This is a genomic window from Sphingomonas turrisvirgatae, assembly GCF_001721295.1.
GTDB classification, from domain to species: domain Bacteria; phylum Pseudomonadota; class Alphaproteobacteria; order Sphingomonadales; family Sphingomonadaceae; genus Sphingomonas; species Sphingomonas turrisvirgatae.
On record NZ_MDDS01000004.1, the window covers coordinates 67,607 to 83,542 of the forward strand.

Annotated in this window: 12 protein-coding genes; 8 read left to right on the plus strand and 4 right to left on the minus strand. The window is 65.4% G+C overall.

All coding sequences use genetic code 11. From position 1 onward, the window contains the following. Positions 1 to 17: 17 nt before the first annotated feature. A complete protein-coding gene (locus BFL28_RS01070; protein WP_069318792.1) occupies positions 18 to 3,077 on the plus strand; it encodes an alpha-L-rhamnosidase in 3,060 nt (1,019 codons plus the stop codon). A 143-nt stretch (positions 3,078 to 3,220) separates the two neighbouring features. On the opposite strand, the gene BFL28_RS01075 is transcribed toward BFL28_RS01070, so the two are convergent. The 3 genes from BFL28_RS01075 to BFL28_RS01085 all read right to left on the minus strand — a co-directional run bounded on the left by BFL28_RS01075 (position 3,221) and on the right by BFL28_RS01085 (position 8,516). Then, the gene (locus BFL28_RS01075) at positions 3,221 to 5,977 is read right to left on the minus strand and encodes a TonB-dependent receptor (RefSeq protein WP_069318793.1); all 2,757 of its coding nucleotides are present in this window, start codon (positions 5,975 to 5,977) and stop codon (positions 3,221 to 3,223) included. Positions 5,978 to 6,069: 92 nt separating this feature from the next. Continuing rightward, on the minus strand, positions 6,070 to 7,329 hold the full coding sequence (locus BFL28_RS01080) for an MFS transporter (protein WP_069318794.1): 1,260 nt from the start codon (positions 7,327 to 7,329) through the stop codon (positions 6,070 to 6,072). 38 nt (positions 7,330 to 7,367) lie between these two features. Beyond that, entirely contained in the window at positions 7,368 to 8,516 is a 1,149-nt protein-coding gene (locus tag BFL28_RS01085; protein WP_069318795.1) for a mandelate racemase/muconate lactonizing enzyme family protein, read from the minus strand. Between the two features lie 157 nt (positions 8,517 to 8,673). On the opposite strand from BFL28_RS01085, the gene BFL28_RS01090 reads away from it, so the two are divergent. Then, positions 8,674 to 9,405 carry a FadR/GntR family transcriptional regulator gene (locus tag BFL28_RS01090; RefSeq protein ID WP_069318796.1) on the plus strand — a complete coding sequence of 244 codons (732 nt, stop codon included), beginning with the start codon at positions 8,674 to 8,676 and terminating at the stop codon, positions 9,403 to 9,405. A 97-nt stretch (positions 9,406 to 9,502) separates the two neighbouring features. Here BFL28_RS01090 and BFL28_RS01095 read toward each other — a convergent pair whose 3' ends face one another. Next, positions 9,503 to 9,862 (minus strand): L-rhamnose mutarotase, encoded by a 360-nt coding sequence (locus tag BFL28_RS01095; RefSeq protein ID WP_069318797.1) that lies wholly within the window; start codon positions 9,860 to 9,862, stop codon positions 9,503 to 9,505. A gap of 88 nt (positions 9,863 to 9,950) precedes the next feature. Between BFL28_RS01095 and BFL28_RS01100 the strand changes: the two genes are divergently transcribed. From BFL28_RS01100 to BFL28_RS01125, 6 genes are read left to right on the plus strand one after another with little or no spacing between them, the layout of a single operon-like run. Next, positions 9,951 to 11,129, plus strand: coding sequence for an aldose 1-epimerase family protein (locus tag BFL28_RS01100; RefSeq protein WP_069318798.1), 1,179 nt, complete (start codon positions 9,951 to 9,953; stop codon positions 11,127 to 11,129). After that, the gene (locus BFL28_RS01105; protein WP_069318799.1) at positions 11,126 to 11,866 is read left to right on the plus strand and encodes an SDR family NAD(P)-dependent oxidoreductase; all 741 of its coding nucleotides are present in this window, start codon (positions 11,126 to 11,128) and stop codon (positions 11,864 to 11,866) included. The genes BFL28_RS01100 and BFL28_RS01105 overlap by 4 nt, the downstream gene beginning before the upstream one ends. Before the next feature lie 9 nt (positions 11,867 to 11,875). Beyond that, a complete protein-coding gene (locus BFL28_RS01110; protein WP_241527170.1) occupies positions 11,876 to 13,069 on the plus strand; it encodes a CaiB/BaiF CoA transferase family protein in 1,194 nt (397 codons plus the stop codon). After that, positions 13,066 to 14,178: a type 2 periplasmic-binding domain-containing protein gene (locus BFL28_RS01115; protein WP_069318800.1), complete on the plus strand. Its 1,113-nt coding sequence runs from the start codon at positions 13,066 to 13,068 to the stop codon at positions 14,176 to 14,178. The genes BFL28_RS01110 and BFL28_RS01115 overlap by 4 nt, the downstream gene beginning before the upstream one ends. Then, positions 14,175 to 14,945: an enoyl-CoA hydratase/isomerase family protein gene (locus BFL28_RS01120; protein ID WP_069318801.1), complete on the plus strand. Its 771-nt coding sequence runs from the start codon at positions 14,175 to 14,177 to the stop codon at positions 14,943 to 14,945. Before BFL28_RS01115 ends, BFL28_RS01120 begins: the two co-directional genes overlap by 4 nt. Positions 14,946 to 14,954: 9 nt before the next feature. After that, positions 14,955 to 15,911 carry a 2-hydroxyacid dehydrogenase gene (locus tag BFL28_RS01125; RefSeq protein WP_069318802.1) on the plus strand — a complete coding sequence of 319 codons (957 nt, stop codon included), beginning with the start codon at positions 14,955 to 14,957 and terminating at the stop codon, positions 15,909 to 15,911. Positions 15,912 to 15,936: the final 25 nt, after the last annotated feature.

Genomic DNA, 15,936 nt, shown 5'->3' on the forward strand with positions numbered 1-15,936 from the left:
TTTGCGGTGTTGAACTGATGAACATTGTCGATCTGCGTGCCGAGTATACGACGAACCTGCTCGGTACGGAGGTACGTCATCCGCGTCTTTCCTGGCGATTGGAAGGCGCCGCTCGCCAGCACAGCTACCGCATCCGCGCCGCGGCCAGCGAGGCGGCCCTGGCGTCCGGCGATCTGCTGTGGGACAGCGGCACGGTCACGAGCGATGCGACATTCGACATCGCCTATGGCGGGCCCGCGCTCGCCAGCATGCAGCGCGTGTGGTGGTGCGTCGAAGTCGGCGCTGACGGTGCAACGGCCACCTCCGCGCCGGCCTGGTTCGAAGCTGGCTTGCTTGTCCCGGACGATTGGCGCGGCGAGTGGATCGAGGCGGAGGACGAACTTGCCGCCGCCGACCGCGCCGCGGGGGTGAGCTGGGTGTGGGGTGAAACCTCGCTCGACGCGCGGCCCCATGCCTTCCGCATCGATTTCAACGCGCCGGCCGATCTGGTCCGGGCGGAGGTTCTGATCGCAGGCAAGGATCATCTGCGCGGCGTGTGGATCAACGGCGTCAAGTCGCCACTGGACTGGCATTTCGACTGGGACACCTATCTGCCGTTCTGGGGCACGCTCGCTGCTTACGAGGGCGAGGTAAAGCCCGGTCACAACAGCGTCTGCGCGCTGGTCGAGGCGGATACGACCGGCTTTTTTCCCGTCGATGGCGGCGCCTTCGCGGCGCTGATCCGACTGCATCGCACCGATGGCCAAATCGACCGCATTGTCGGCAGCGCCTTTCGCGTCCTGCCTGATCCCCCCGCCGGCTGGACCCAGGCCGCGTTCGATGCTGCGGGCTGGCCGGGCGTCGTCCCCAGCACCAGCTGGGCGCAGGGCGATCCGCGCCCCACCGAGCCGGCGATGCTGCTGCGCACCGAGTTTACCATCGACCGGCCTGTCGCCGCCGCCCGACTCTATGCCACTGCGCTTGGCGCTTACGAGGCCGGCATCAACGGCCGCACCGTGTCGGGCGCGATCTTGGCACCCGAGATCAGCGTTGCGAAAAGCCATGTCCTGTATCAGACCTATGATGTCACCGATCTGCTCGCCGCGGGTGCCAACGCGCTCGGCGCGACAGTGGCGGACGGCTGGTATGCCTCGCCGTTCGGCTGGCGCATCGAACGCTATGGCTTCGGCCCCGCGCCGCGGCGTTTCCGTGCCTCGCTGCGGATCGACTATGTCGACGGCACGCAGCAATGGGTTACGACCGGTCCCGATTGGCGCATCGGAACGTCGCCGATCCTGAAGTCCGAGATCTATGACGGCGAGACGCTGGACGCACGGCTGGCACAACCGGGCTGGGACTTGCCCGGCTTCGATGATCGCCATTGGTCGCCGGTCAAGCTTGGTGTCGCACCCGACACGCGGCTGGTCGCGCAAACCTCGCCGGCGCTCGAACGGATGACGGCGCTCAAGCCGCGTTCGATCGGCGAGCCGGCGCCGGGGCGCTTCGTGCTCGATTTCGGCCAGAACTTCTCGGGCTGGGTGCGTCTGCGCGCGCGCGGCGCGGCGGGCACCACGATCCGCCTGCGCTTTGCCGAACTGCTGAACGCCGACGGCACCGTGGATCAGGCCAATCTGCGCCTCGCGCGCGCGACCGACACCTTCATCTTGGCCGGCACCGGCGCGGATGAATGGTTCGAACCGCGCTTCACCTATCACGGCTTCCGCTATGTCGAGATCGACCATCCGGTCACGTTGGACGATGTCGAAGGCGTCGTCGTCTATAGCGCCTGCGTGGATACCGGATCGCTCCACTTCCTCGATGCGCCGCTGCTTCAGCAGATCACCGATAACGCGATGTGGGCGCAGCGCTCCAACTTCTTCGCGGTGCCGACCGATTGTCCGCAGCGCGACGAGCGCATGGGCTGGATGGGGGACATTCAGGTGTTCCTCGATGCCGCAGCATTCAACATGGACGTCGATCCGTTCATCCGCCGCTTCCTGATGGAAGCGCGCGCGGCGCAGCGCGAGGACGGGGCCTATCCGATCGTCGTGCCGCAGCCCTTGTCCTTTCCCGACGTTGTGACGGCGGGCTGGAGCGAGGCCGGGATCATCCTGCCGTGGCAGCTGTGGCAGCGCTATGGCGACACCGCCGTGATCGACGAGAACTGGACCGCGATGGAAGCGTGGATGGCGTTCGTCGCGCGCGACAATCCGGACCATGTCTGGCGCGAGGGCAGGGGACTGGACCTTTGCGACTGGCTGTCGGTCGATGCGATCAAGCCCGATGACGAGACCACGCCGCGCATCCTGTGCGCCACCGCCTATTGGGCGTGGAGCGCGCAGCTGATGGCCGAGATGGCAGCCGCGAGCGGTCGCGACGCGGCACCCTGGCAAAGTCTGCGCGATTCGATCGGTCAGGCCTATGCCGCCGAGTTCGTGCGCAAAGACGGGACTTGCGGCAATGGGAGCCAGACCAGTCAGGTGCTCTCGCTTGCTTTCGGGCTTGTGCCCGACGATCGCCGCGCTGCCGCCGCCACGGTGCTGGCCGCGAACATTCGCGCGCGGGGCATGAAGCTGTCCACCGGCTTCCTTGGCACACCCTATCTGCTCGACGTGCTGGCCGATGCCGGGCTGCACGAGGAAGTCGCCGGGTTGATGCTCCAGCGCGAGTATCCGAGCTGGGGCTATATGCCGCTGAATGGCGCGACGACGATGTGGGAGCGCTGGAACGGCGACACCGGCGACCTCAGTATGAACAGCTACAACCACTACGCTTTCGGCGCAGTGGTCGGGTTCTTCTGGCGTCGCCTTGCCGGCATCGCCCCGGCCGCGCCAGGCTTCAGCCGCATCGCAGCGCGGCCGCTTTGGTTGCCCGCCGTGGGGCGCGTCAAGGCGCGGTTCGCCTCGCCGGTCGGTGAGATCGCGACCGCGAGCGAAGGCGATGACCAGCGGCTGACCGCCTTTGAACTGACGGTTCCGGCAAACGCGATTGCCGAGGTCGAACTGCCCGGCTCGGGCTGGCAGGGCGTACCCGCCATCGGCAACGACGTGAGCACGCGGTTCGAAGTCGGGGCAGGAACCTACCGCTTCACGCGCTGAAATCAGCCGCGATCAATTAAACCGGTTGCTGTTTCCTGCGTGCGCGGAGGAACAGCGCTCCGCGTCACATTCTGCACTCATGAAAACACCCCGGCACTTGGTGCCGGGGCGCAAGGTGTCGCTTCGGGGAGAAGCGAGGGGGTTCAGAAGCGGACGCGGACGCCTGCCGATACGCGGCGGCCGGTCTTGCGGTATTCCTTGGTGCGATCCTCGCTCACCGAGTAGATGAACTCCCTGGCGTTGTTGAGGTTGATCGCGTCGGCAAAGACGGTGAAGTTTTTGCCGATGTCATAGGCAAGGCTGACGTCCAGCTGCCCATAGGCATCGAAATATTCCGGCTCACCGTTGCGACCCGATGCGACCGCCAAGAAGTTGTCGCGATAGGTATATGCGGCGCGCGCGGTGATGCCGTACTTTTCATAGAAGCCGACCAGGCTGTATGAATTCTTCGACAGACCTTCGAGCCCGAACGACACGTTCGCCACCGCGTTGGTATAGAGCGCGTTCGAGTCGGTATAGTTGTAGCTCGCCTGGATACCGAACCCGCTCAGCACGCCGGGCAGCCAGGTGTCGAACGACTGGCGATAGCCGACTTCGAAGCCCTTGACCGTCGCACCCTTGCCATTGCCCGGCACGGTAACCTGGAACTGGACCTGATCGACCAGCTGCGGCGTGGTGACTAGCGTCACAAAGGACTGGATATCCTTGTAGAAGCCAGCGACGTTGATCAGCGAACCCGGCGCGAAATACCATTCGGCGCCGATCTCCGCCTGCTTGGCGCGGAACGGTTGCAGATCCGGATTGCCGCGGCGGATCGTCTCGTTACCCGGATTGGTCTGGATCGTCTGACGCGGCGACAGGTCGGACAGCGTCGGTCGGGTGAGCACTTCGGAGGCCGCGGCGCGGACGATGAAGTTGTCGGTCACGCCGAGGCGCACGTTCACCGAGGGCAGCCAGTCGCGATACTTCCCGCGGAAGCTGATCGGTTGAACCGGCGAGACGGTGATGATGTTCTGTCCCGCGCCGTTCGGCACGGCGCTCAGCACCTGCCGCGATGCGCCCGACGAGGTGTAATCGGTATCCTCGTAGCGGATGCCGACATTGACGGCGAGGTCCATGCCGCCGACCTGCGTCTCCCACGCTGCCATCGCATAGGCCGAATAGACCTTCTCGTTCACCACCGAAGAGGCGGAAGGCGAGAACACGCCCGGGTTGAACGCTTTGTTATCCTGCGCGGCGAACTGGTCGATCGTCCGGATCATTTCCTGCGGGCTGTAGTACAGCCAATCGCGGGCGATGTTACCGCCGCCGCCGGAGAAGAAGTTGCGGTTGGTCGGCGTGAACAGTGAGGCCGGCAAGGCGCGGTTCGAGTCGCAATAGGTGCACTGCTCGCCAAACGGCGTCTCGGCGGCATTGATCGTCTTGATGCGGCTCTGCGCTTGCGCGCCGGCATAGATCGTCAGGCCGGTCGCGGGCTTCCACTCCACGTCCGCCTTATATTCTTCGATCTCGTCGTCGATATCCGAACCACCGCCCCAGATATAGTAATGCGCGGTCAGGCCGTTGGGATTGGTGGCCGCGTTGGCATAGTTCGGGCTGCTCAGCCCGTAATCGTAGATCGGGCTGCCGCTGCGGCGGTCGAAGAAGAAGTCGATGCCCTTGCGACGAACGGTCGTGAAGAGGTTGTTCTCCTTGCCCCGGCGGCGCGCGTCGGAAACCGAGCCGTCGAGCCGGACGCGCAGCGTGTCGGTGGGCTGCCAGTCGACGTTGATGCCGAACTGATCGGTCGTGACGTTACGGTCGTCATACTGGATGATCTGGTCGACGAAGCCGCCGACATAGCGCTGGTATACCGCTTCGCCGCCGGTTTGGACGCCGTTGACGACGCTGCCGCCCTGCACGACCTGTTCGGCCAGGATGCCGCCGGCGAAGTCATAGGCGAGACCCGTCTGCTGTTCGCGGAAGCGCGCCTTTGAATACAGCGTATCGACCGTGACGGTGAGCGTCTCGCTCGGACGCATCTGGACCGAGCCATTGACCGCCCAGCGGTCGAGCTGGCGCTCGAAGAAGAATGGCGAGAGGTTCGACGGCATCGACACGCCGCTGAAGTTCTGAACGCCTGCACCGAGGCGGCCGCGCGACACGCCGGCCAGGTTGTAATAGCTGTCGCCTGCCGAGCGTCGCACATGGCCCGCACCGATGGTGAATTCGTCGATGCGGTTGTCCTGCTCGGAATACACGCCGGCCAGCGCGATGCCGAACGTGCCGGCGTCGTTCTTCCAGCTGGCGACGCCCGAGAATTCCGGGTTCCAGCTGTCGGCGATCTCAGACCACATGCCCGTCGCCGAACCGGCGAACTTGAACCCTTCGCGCTGGTCGAGCGGGCGGAGCGTCTTGACGTTGATGGTCGCACCGATCGACGAACCGTTGAGGTTCGCCTGCGGCGACTTGAACACGTCGGCGCCCGAGATCACCTCGGACGGGATCGTGTCGAACGAGAATTCGCGGCCGTTATTGTCGGTGGCGAGCAGGCGGCCGTTGACGGTGACCGCGTTGAACTTGGGACCAAAGCCGCGGACGGTGACGAAGCGGCCTTCGCCCCGGTTGCGCTCGATCGTCACGCCGGGAACGCGCTGGAGCGATTCCGCGACGTTTTGGTCGGGCAGCTTGCCGAGATCCTCGGCGACGATCGAATCGACCACTGCTACCGAGTTGCGCTTGATGTCGATCGCGGCGCGCTCCGAGGCGCGGATGCCGGTGACGACGATCGCTTCTTCTTCCTCGGCCGGGGCGCCGGTCGCGGCCTCGGCGGCGTCCTGCGCGAGCGCCGGTGCGGCGATCAGCGCGCTGCCGGCGGCAGCGAGGAACAGCGAATGACGGAATGCGAGACGTTGCCGCATGGGAATCCCCCTCCTGAAAAGTTGTTAACGTTGCTCATGCCATCGACCACCGCCGATGTCAAATTACATCATACGTATGATGTTATATGGCGTTATCGAACGCCCTTGATCGGGAAGACGCACAACGCCGAGCCGAACACGAAGATGACCGCCGCCCAGAAGATCGTGCGATAGTCGTTGCCGAAGGCGCCGAGCAGCGCCGCGGCCATGACGGGGCTGATGATCTGCGGGATGTTGACCGCGGTGGTCAGGATGCCGAGGTCCTTGCCCTCATCACCCAGCGCGCTTTTCGGCAGCACCTGAGTCATCAGCGCCATGTCGATCGACATGAACATGCCATAGCCGACCCCGATGATCGCGGCATAGGCCCACATGCCCTGCATGGTCGGCAGCGCGAGCGGCGCGACCATGGCGCAGCCCATGATGAGGCTGCCCAGCACCACGAACGGCTTGCGCGCCTGAAACCGGTCGGAAAGCCAGCCGGAAATCAGCGATGACGCGACGAGGCACACCAGCGTGATGATCGCCATGTTGGCGATGGCGATGTTCGATTCAGCGTTACCGAGGCCAATATAGTCGCGCAGGATGTAGAGCAGATAGGCGGCGACCGCCTGATAGCCCATGTAGATAAAGAAGCGGCTGGCGAAGGCCCAGGCGAAGTCGGGATGTTCGCGGGGCGAAATCCAGAAACCCTTGAGGAACTCGCCCCAGCGCATCTCGCGCCGGGGAAGGGTGTCGCTCGGCGGTTCGCGGTTGATCGCGACGAAGGCGAGGCACGAGGCGGCGATAGCGCCTGCGAACAGGCCATAGGCCAGCACGCGCTCGCCCGCGAGATAGCCGGCCACGACCGTCCCGGCGGTAAGCCCGGCAGTCATGCCCGCGCCGACGATTCCCGATACGCCGCCGCGCGTCTCCGGCGCGAAGCGGTCGGCGATCAGCGTGGTCATCGCCGGCTGCATCGAATTATAGGCGATGGCCGCCATCACCCACAGCACCATCAGCGACCAGAAGCTGGTCATCCACGATACGCCGAACAGCGCGAGCGAGCCGATGAGCGAGGCGATCGCGATCCACGGCGTGCGACGGCCCCAGCGGCTGCGCGTTCGATCCGACAGTGCGCCGGCGATCGGCGTGGTCAAGGTCGAGAAGATCGACGTGATGAAGAAGATCAGCGCAAGGTTGTTGGCCTTGTTGCCCTCGTCCAGCTCGGCGATTTGGTTGGGCAGCAGCACGCCGAGCACGCCGCTGTAAAGCGCCATCAGCAGGAAGAAGTTGACCATCAGCGACAGCTGCAGCTTCAGGCGCTGCGGGCCGAGCACATAGGATGGAGCGGGCTGCGCGGCCGAGGCCATTCTTCTCTCCGGTATCGTTCTGTCGTTCTATGCGGCGGTCATTCGGCGGCGAGCGGCCCGTCGGGAACGAGCCGCAGGCCCGCCTGACGCGCGCGTTTGTGCGGTCCGCCCTTCGCGTTCCAGCCTTCGCCCGCACCGGTCAAGGCCGCTTCATCGACGGTGATGCCAAGCCCGGGCGCATCGCCCAGACGAATGCCGCCATCGACGATCTGCTGATCGACCTGAAGCCCGATCGGCCAGTTGGTATCCTGAATCTCGATCCCGATCATGTTCGGCATTGCGGCCGCAGCATGGGCGACGGGATTGCAGTCATAGGCGACTGGCGAAACCGGCAGGTCGCGCGAATGCGCCGCCATGGCGACGCGCATGAAGTGAGTGATACCCCACACGCTGCCGGTCTGCACCACATCGACTGCGCCCGCGTCGAACAGCGGCGCGAACTGATCGAGGCCGGTCAGGTTCTCACCCGTCGCCACGGCCGCGCGGCACGCGCGCGAAATCCGCGCATGGCCGGCCGCGTCCCAGCGGCGCAACGGTTCCTCGATCCAGGTAAGGTCGAGCCGCTCCTCGATCAGCGCAAGGTGACGCACCGCCTGCTTGGCGTTCCACGCTTCGTTGACGTCGAGCATCATCGCAGGGCGTGAGGTGTTGGCCGAAAGGACGTCGCGTGCCGCCAACAGGCGATCGATGTCGCGCGCCACGTCCTTGCCGCCCTTGATCTTGGCCGAGGTGAAGCCGCGCCCGGCCCAGCCGCGATAGTGATCGACAAAGGCATCGTCGTCGAGGCCATAGCAAAGCCCCGAAGCGTAGCCCGGCACGAAGCGATCGAGCGCGCCCAGCGTGCGCCACAACGGCTCGCCCGCCATCTTGGCCTTCAAATCCCACAGCGCCATGTCGACGGCGGCGATCGCGCCATAGGTCGCGCCAGCATGGCCGCTCTTGAACACATGGGCGAGCATCGAATCGTACAATGCAGTGACGCCGCGCGGATCCTTGCCCTCAACCGCCGGGAATACGCGTGCGATGTCGGCATGCTGGCCGAGGCCGATCCCGGTCAGCCCGCCGTCGGTTTCGATCAGCAGGACCGGCACCTCGGTAACGCCCGACGCGATGACACCGTTGACGTCGCCGACGGGGCGGCCCCAATCGTGCGTCGTCGTAAGGCTGCGGTAACCGGTGATCTTCATGCGTGATCCTGCATCCCCATGTCAGCGCCTACGATCACGCTGCCCAGTTGTATTATGTATGATATCTGTTTCGACGCAACCCTAAAGCGTTGCGAGACTTGACGCTTGTCCGCTTGGCGCTCAATTCATGGATGGAACTGGCGAGAACGAGAAACGCATGAACGACGAAGCCGCCGCTCCCCAACGAACCCGCCGCCGTCCACGGCTGTCCACCGCGGTGGTCGAGGACCTGGTCAACGCGATCGTGGCCGGCACGTACCCGCCGGGCACCGCATTGCCGCCCGAGAACATGCTGTGCGACATGTACGATGTCAGCCGCACGGTGGTGCGCGAGGCGACGACCGCGCTGACCGAAAAGGGGCTGGTCGTATCGCAACAGGGGCGGGGCACGATCGTTCGCGACAGCCGCAGCTGGAACATGCTGGACCCGGCGATCCTGTCCGCTTTGTTTCAGGGCGATGAAGGGCTGCGCTATCTCGACAATCTGTCGGAGGTGCGCACGCTGCTCGAATCGGCCATGGCGGCGAAGGCGGCGGCCAATGCCACGCCGGAACTCGTCGCCGAGCTTGCGGCGCAGGTCGAGACGCTGGAGCGGCTGGTGACCATGCCGTCGGCCTATGTGCACGAGGATCTGAAGTTCCACGACATCATCATGCGTATGTCGGGCGATCGGCTGAGCAAGGCGATCATCGACGGTATCCAGTCCGAAGCGCTGCGCACCCATGGCTATTCGGGCAAGCTGTCCGTCGAGCATGTGCGCGCCACCCAGGATGCGCATCGCAAAGTCTATGAAGCGATCGCGGCCGGTGACGCCGATGCGGCGGAAGACGCGATGCGCGAGCATATTTCGGGTTCGTGGACGAAGCGGCGAGCGCGACCGCGAGCCTAGTCGTCATCCCGGCGAAAGCCGGGATCTTGTGCGGCTCCTGTCCCACCCCTTTCGCCCGAGATCCCGGCTTTCGCCGGGATGACGGTGATGGCGCGCGTTACGTCGGCTGATCCGCCAGCGAATAGATCGGTTCCATTTCGACCCAGGTCTGCCCTGGCGCGAACGGCAGCGGCTTTTGAAACTGCGCCATCAACGCGTCCCAGGCGGCGACATCGGGGTTGCCCGCGTCACGAGCCCGCTTCGTTTCAGGGTCCGGCATGCGCGCGCTGTCCTGTTCCATGATCATGAACAGGCGATCGCCCGCGAACCATATTTGTAGCGACTCGACACCGTCCGCGCGGATCGCCGCATTGACCGCGGCAGGTGGTCCGCCCGGAGCGTGCCATTTGCGATAGGCGGCGATCCGTTCGGGATCGTCGTGCAGGTCCACAGCGAAGCAGCGGCGGATGAGCGGCATGACAGATTCTCCCGATGCGCCGATTGACGCGAACCGCTATCCTGCCCTAAACATAATATGTCTTACAACATGAAGATGGAGCGGATGGGTGCCTGAGCTGTATGGCGAACGGATCGCCCGACGTGAACTGGCCGCGCGGTCGGGGTCGCTGTCGCAATTTGCCGGAGTGCGGTTGTCCACGCTGGGCGACGGGGTCGAGCGCGGTGTGCGCAGCCTCGAGTTCCGAACGGGCAGCGGGCTGCGCTTCACCGTGCTGGTCGATCGGGCGATGGACATTGCCGAATGCGAGCATAATGGGCGAGCGGTCGGCTGGCATTCGCCCAGCGGGTTCCGCAACCCCGCGCTGCATGATTATGAGGGCGAAGGCGGGCTTGGCTGGTTCCGTTCGATGTCCGGGCTGCTGATCACCTGTGGCCTCGACCACGTGCTGTTCATGCATGACGATCCGGCCGGTCACTATCACTATGGCCCGCGCGAAACGGTATCGTCGTCGCTGCACGGCCGGATCGGCACGATCCCGGCGAGGCTGACCGGCTATGGCGAAAGCTGGAATGGCGATGAGTGCGTGTTGTGGGCCGAAGGGGTCGTCCAGCAATCGACCGTGTTCGGCGAGGACCTGCACCTCATCCGCCGGATTGAGGCCGATGTCGGGGGGAACGAGATCCGGCTGATCGACCGCGTGGTCAATCACGGTTTCTACCGCACGCCGCACATGTACTGCTACCACATCAACGTCAGCCATCCGGTGGTGGCTGAGGGCACGCGCTATGTCGCGCCGATCCGCGATGTGATCTGGGCAGCGCATGCGGACCAGTATCGCGAACAGGGCGTCGGATATCGCACTATGCCCGCGCCGATCGTCAACTTCCACGAGCAGGTGTGGCAGCACGACATGGCGGCCGACCCGGCAGGCAAGGTCAATGTGGCGCTGGTGAACGAGGCGCTGGGCTTCGGGTTCGAGGTCGAGACGCGCAAGGACCAGTTCCCGGCCATGTACGAGTGGCAGAACCTGCACGCCGGCCATTATGCGGTGGGGATCGAGCCATCGACCAACCATGTCATGGGCAAGGATTTCGCACGTGAGCGCGGCGAGTTGATCTGGCTCGAGCATGGCGAAGAGCGGCAGTATGACAGCGTCTTTCGCGTGCTGCCCGACGCCGCTGCCTGTGCCGACGCGGTGCGGCGGATCGAAGGCGTCGCGAGACAGCCGCAGGATGAATATCCCGCGCCGTCGGGCAACTTCCCGCCGATCGGGGGTGGCCAGTGAAGGGGCGGACGGTCCTTTATACCGGCGCGGCCGGCGGGCTGGGGCTCGAGACCACGCTGCTGCTGCTGGAACGCGGCGCGCGAGTCGTGGCGGTCGACAACGACCTGACCAAAGTGGCGGCGCTGGAGCAGGCTGCGGCCGGGAAGGGCGACCTGATCGTCTCGACCGCAGATCTGTCCGACCTTGCCGGATTTCGCGCGACGTTGGACGATCTGATCGAGCGCACCGGCGGGTTCGACGTCGTGATCAACAACGCCGCGATCTATCCGTCCAAGCCGTTCGAGGACTATACGATCGAGGAGCATCAGGCGGTGCAGCGCGTCAACGTCGACGCGGGCATCGTCGCGGTGCAGGCCGCGCTGCCGGGGATGCGCGAACGCGGGTTCGGGCGGATCGTCAATGTCTCGAGCATCACGCTGTCCGGAGGGTGGGCAAACCTGTCACCCTATGTGGCGTCGAAGATGGCGCTGGTCGGCCTGACGCGGGCCTGGGCGCGCGAGTTCGGACCCTATGGAGTGACGGTCAATGCGATCGCGCCGGGTGCCTTCCCAACCGACGCCGAGAAGATCCATCCCGATCCCGAAGGCTATAACCGCATGGTGCTCGACGCGCAGTCGATCAAGCGCCGCGGCACCGCGCAAGACATCGCCAACACCATCGCCTTTTTCGCGAGCGACGAGTCCGGTTTCGTTACCGGTCAAACGCTGCACGTGAATGGCGGCTGGACCATGAACTGAGGACGGACAGTGCAGAATATCCTGAGTGGCATCCGTGTGCTCGATTGCTCGATCGCGATGGCGGGGCCCTTTGCGGCGCAGCGCATGGGCGACATGGGTGCCGACGTCGTGAAGGTCGAGCCGGTGACCGGCGAGTGGCAGCGGCATGCCCCAGCTGGCGGTGCGGTCGGCAACGAGGTGTGCGTCTCGTTCCTCTCATTGAACCGCAACAAGCGCAGCCTGGCGATCGACCTGAAGGCGCCGGAGGGCAAGGCGCTGCTGCTCGAACTGGTCAAGGACGCCGACGTCTTCCTGCAGAACTACCGTCCCGGTGTCGCCGAGCGTCTGGGCGTGGATTATGCGACGCTCTCGGCGATCAACCCGAAGCTGATCTATGTGTCGATGTCGGGCTATGGCGAGGACGGGCCGTATCGCTTTCATCCCGGGCAGGACCTGCTGCTTCAGGGCATGTCGGGGGCGATGATGTCGGCTGGATCGGCCGATGCGCCGCCGTCCGCCGCGGGCCAGTATCTGGTCGATGCGATCACTGCCTATTCCGCGTTCGAGGGGGCGCTGGCCGCGCTGTTCCATCGCGAGCGGACGGGCGAGGGGCAGCTGGTGCAAGTCAACATGCTCGACGCGATCACCACGATCCAGATGCAGGAGCTGTCGGTATTCACCGTCGGCGGCGTGCCGCAGGCGCGTTCGGCCGAGCCGCATGCGCACAGCTATATCCGCTCGCCCTATGGCGTGTTTGCGACCAGCGACGGGTATATCACGCTGGCCATGGCGAACTATTCCAAGCTGGCGGAACTGTTCGCCGACCCGTTCTTCGAGGGGCTGGAGGATCAGCGCGACGGCTGGGCGATGCGCGACGAGATCTTCGCGCGGTGCCGCGAGAATCTGCTCAAGCGCACCAGCGCCGAATGGCTGGAAGCGATGCGCGAGCGCGATATCTGGTCGGGGCCGGTCTATGGCTATGCCGATCTGGTCGAAGACGCGCAGATCAAGCATAACGGCACCTTCGTCGAGTATGATCACCGCACGGAAGGCCGGGTGAAGGTGCCGGGCTTCCCGATCCGCTTTTCCAAGACACCGTCGAAGATCGAGCGTGGGGCGCCGCTGGTCGGTGAGCATAGCCGCGAGGTGCTGGCCGAAGCGGGGCTGGACCAAGGTGCGATCGATCGTCTGATCGAAGCCGGCGTGGTCAAGCAGCACGGATGAGCGTCCCGACCTATCGTGGCCTGACCTGGGACCATCCGCGCGGCTATAATGCGCTGGCGGCTGCGGCGGCGCAGGCGGAAGGGCTGGCGCTGACCTGGGACAAGCATTCGCTCGAGGGTTTCGAGGCGCATCCCATTGCCGATCTGTGCGCGCGCTACGACCTGGTTGTGCTCGATCATCCGCATGTCGGCGAGGCGGTGGCGGGCGACTGCCTGGTGCCGATCGAAACGCTGTTCGGCGCGGACGGGATTGCCGCATGGGAGCAGGTGGTCGCCGGGCCGTCACTGGCGAGCTATCACTATGCCGGCCAGCATTGGGCATTGCCGCTCGACGCCGCGACGCAGGTGATGGCGTATGGTCGGGACAGGATCGAGGTGCCGCCGACAACATGGACCGAGTTGCCGCAATTTGCTGCGCAGCATGCGGTGGCGCTGTCGCTTGCGGGACCGCATGCGATCCTCTCGTTCCAGTCGGTGTGCGGGGCGCTCGGCGCGGCGCGCGCCGGCGGGACGTTTGTGGATCGCGCAATCGGTCGCGAAGCCTTTGCGATCATGGCCGCGCTGACCGGCGAGGTGACGGTCCGCGCACAGGCGCTCAACCCGATCGCCATGCTCGGCGCGATCGAGCGGGAGGAGGGGATCGACCTCTGCCCGCTGATCTATGGCTATGTGAACTACGCAACGCGCGGCGTCGGATTTTCCAACGTCCCGGCAGGACGGGGTGGGCGGATCGGATCGACGCTCGGCGGCACCGGGATCGGGATTTCCAAGCGTTGCGAGGTAACGCCGGCATTGCTCGACCATTTGCGCTGGTTGATGAGCGAACCCGTGCAACGTGGTTTCATTCCCCGCCATGACGGGCAACCGGCGCTTCGCTCGGCATGGCAGGACGCCGAGGTGAACGCTGCCACGGGCAATTTCTTTGCCGATACGCTGGACACCGTGGAGGCGGCGCTGCTGCGGCCGCGGCATGACGGCGCCATCGCGTTCCAGACCGCGGCGTCCGCACGACTGCGTTCCGCCTTGCTGGACGGTGCGGCGGCCGATCCCGTGCTGGACGATCTCGAGACATTCTACCGCACCCATCACCCGGCCGGAGCCGAGACATGACCGACGATCTGCTGTTCACCGTGGCCGACCATGTGGCCACCATCACGCTCAACCGCCCGGCCAAGCTGAATGCGCTGACGCCCGACATGGCCGCCGCGCTGATTGCTGCGGTGACCCAGTGCAACACGAGCGATGCGGTGCGCTGCGTCGTGATTACCGGCGCAGGTGAAAAGGCATTCTCGGCCGGGTCGGACATCACCACCCTGGATCAATATGCGACGCCATGGGATTTCCGGAACCGCGACGATTATTGCGACGCGCTTCGCGCCTGCCGCAAGCCGGTGATTGCGGCAGTGAACGGCTATGCACTGGGCGGCGGGCTCGAGACGGCGATGGCCGCCGACATCCGGATCGCATCGACCAACGCGCGCTTCGCGGCGCCGGAGATCAAGCTGGGCTGGATCGGCGGCGGCGGCATGGCGGCGGGCCTGACCTATTCGATGGGCGCGTCGAACGCGGCAATGATGCTGCTGACCGGCGACATGATCGATGCCGACAAGGCGCTCGCCTGGGGGCTGGTCAGCGAAGTCGTCGCGGCCGATGCGCTGCTGACCCGCGCGCAGGAGATCGCCGCAACGATCGCATCGCGCGCCCCGATCGCTGCCGAAACCGCCAAGCTTAACCTGCGCGCATCGCACACCATGCCGTGGGAAAAGGCGATCGAATATGAGCGCGACCTGCAGGCGATCTGCTTTGCAACCGAGGATGCAAAGGAAGGCCGCGCCGCCTTTGCCGAAAAGCGCCCGCCAGTGTTTCGCCGCCGCTAGCCCGAACGCATGACCAGACTCCGCATCCTGCTCACCCGTCGTTGGCCCGACGCCGTCGAGGCACGGCTGGCGGCGAGCTACGACGTGACGCGCAACGACCCCGACGTGCCGATGGACGCTGCCGCGCTGGCGCAGGCGATGCGCGATCATGACGCGCTTTGCCCCACGGTGACCGATAGGATCAGCCGCGACGTGATCCTGACCGAAGGACGACGCGCCCGCATCATCGGCAATTACGGCGCCGGGTTCGAGCATATCGACCTGGATGCGGCGCGCGAGGGCGGGATTGCCGTCACCAACACGCCCGACGTACTGACCGACGCGACCGCTGACATCGCGCTGACCCTGATCCTGATGGCGACTCGCCGTGCGGGTGAAGGGGAACGCGAGCTGCGCGCGGGAAACTGGAGCGGCTGGCGCCCGACGCATCTGCTCGGCCGTTCGCTGCGCGGCAAGGTGCTGGGCCTGGTCGGCTATGGCCGCATCGCGCGCGCGGTGGCGGAGCGTGCGCGTGCGTTCGGGATGCAGGTGGTCGTACACAGCCGCAGCCGCGCGGACGATGTCCCTGAAGCCGCTTACCACGCCACGCTCGCCGCGCTGCTGCGCGTCGCCGACGTGGTGTCGCTGCACGCCCCCGGTGGTGCCGCGACTCGGCACATGATCGACGCGGCGGCACTTCGCACGATGAAGCGCGACGCGGTGTTGGTGAACACCGGTCGGGGCACGTTGATCGATGAAGCGGCACTAGCGGCGGCGCTGAAGGCCGGCACGATCGCGGCGGCAGGCCTGGACGTTTACGAGCACGAGCCGGCGATCGACGCTGCGCTGATCGACTTGCCCAATGTGGTGCTGCTGCCGCACCTCGGCTCCGCCACGCTGGAGACGCGTGAGGCGATGGGTATGAAGGTGGCGGACAATCTCGATGCCTTCTTTGCCGGGTGCGAACCGCGGGATCGGATCGTCTGAAAACCTGACTTACAGGTTGCGTCCT

Excerpts from the sequence above, each read along its gene's own strand:
- BFL28_RS01125 (WP_069318802.1), top strand. The coding sequence starts at position 14,955 with ATGACCAGACTCCGCATCCTGCTCACCCGTCGTTGGCCCGACGCCGTC.
- BFL28_RS01080 (WP_069318794.1), bottom strand. The coding sequence starts at position 7,329 with ATGGCCTCGGCCGCGCAGCCCGCTCCATCCTATGTGCTCGGCCCGCAG.
- BFL28_RS01095 (WP_069318797.1), bottom strand. The coding sequence starts at position 9,862 with ATGCCGCTCATCCGCCGCTGCTTCGCTGTGGACCTGCACGACGATCCC.
- BFL28_RS01090 (WP_069318796.1), top strand. The coding sequence starts at position 8,674 with ATGAACGACGAAGCCGCCGCTCCCCAACGAACCCGCCGCCGTCCACGG.
- BFL28_RS01075 (WP_069318793.1), bottom strand. The coding sequence starts at position 5,977 with ATGCGGCAACGTCTCGCATTCCGTCATTCGCTGTTCCTCGCTGCCGCC.
- BFL28_RS01120 (WP_069318801.1), top strand. The coding sequence starts at position 14,175 with ATGACCGACGATCTGCTGTTCACCGTGGCCGACCATGTGGCCACCATC.
- BFL28_RS01085 (WP_069318795.1), bottom strand. The coding sequence starts at position 8,516 with ATGAAGATCACCGGTTACCGCAGCCTTACGACGACGCACGATTGGGGC.
- BFL28_RS01070 (WP_069318792.1), top strand. The coding sequence starts at position 18 with ATGAACATTGTCGATCTGCGTGCCGAGTATACGACGAACCTGCTCGGT.
- BFL28_RS01115 (WP_069318800.1), top strand. The coding sequence starts at position 13,066 with ATGAGCGTCCCGACCTATCGTGGCCTGACCTGGGACCATCCGCGCGGC.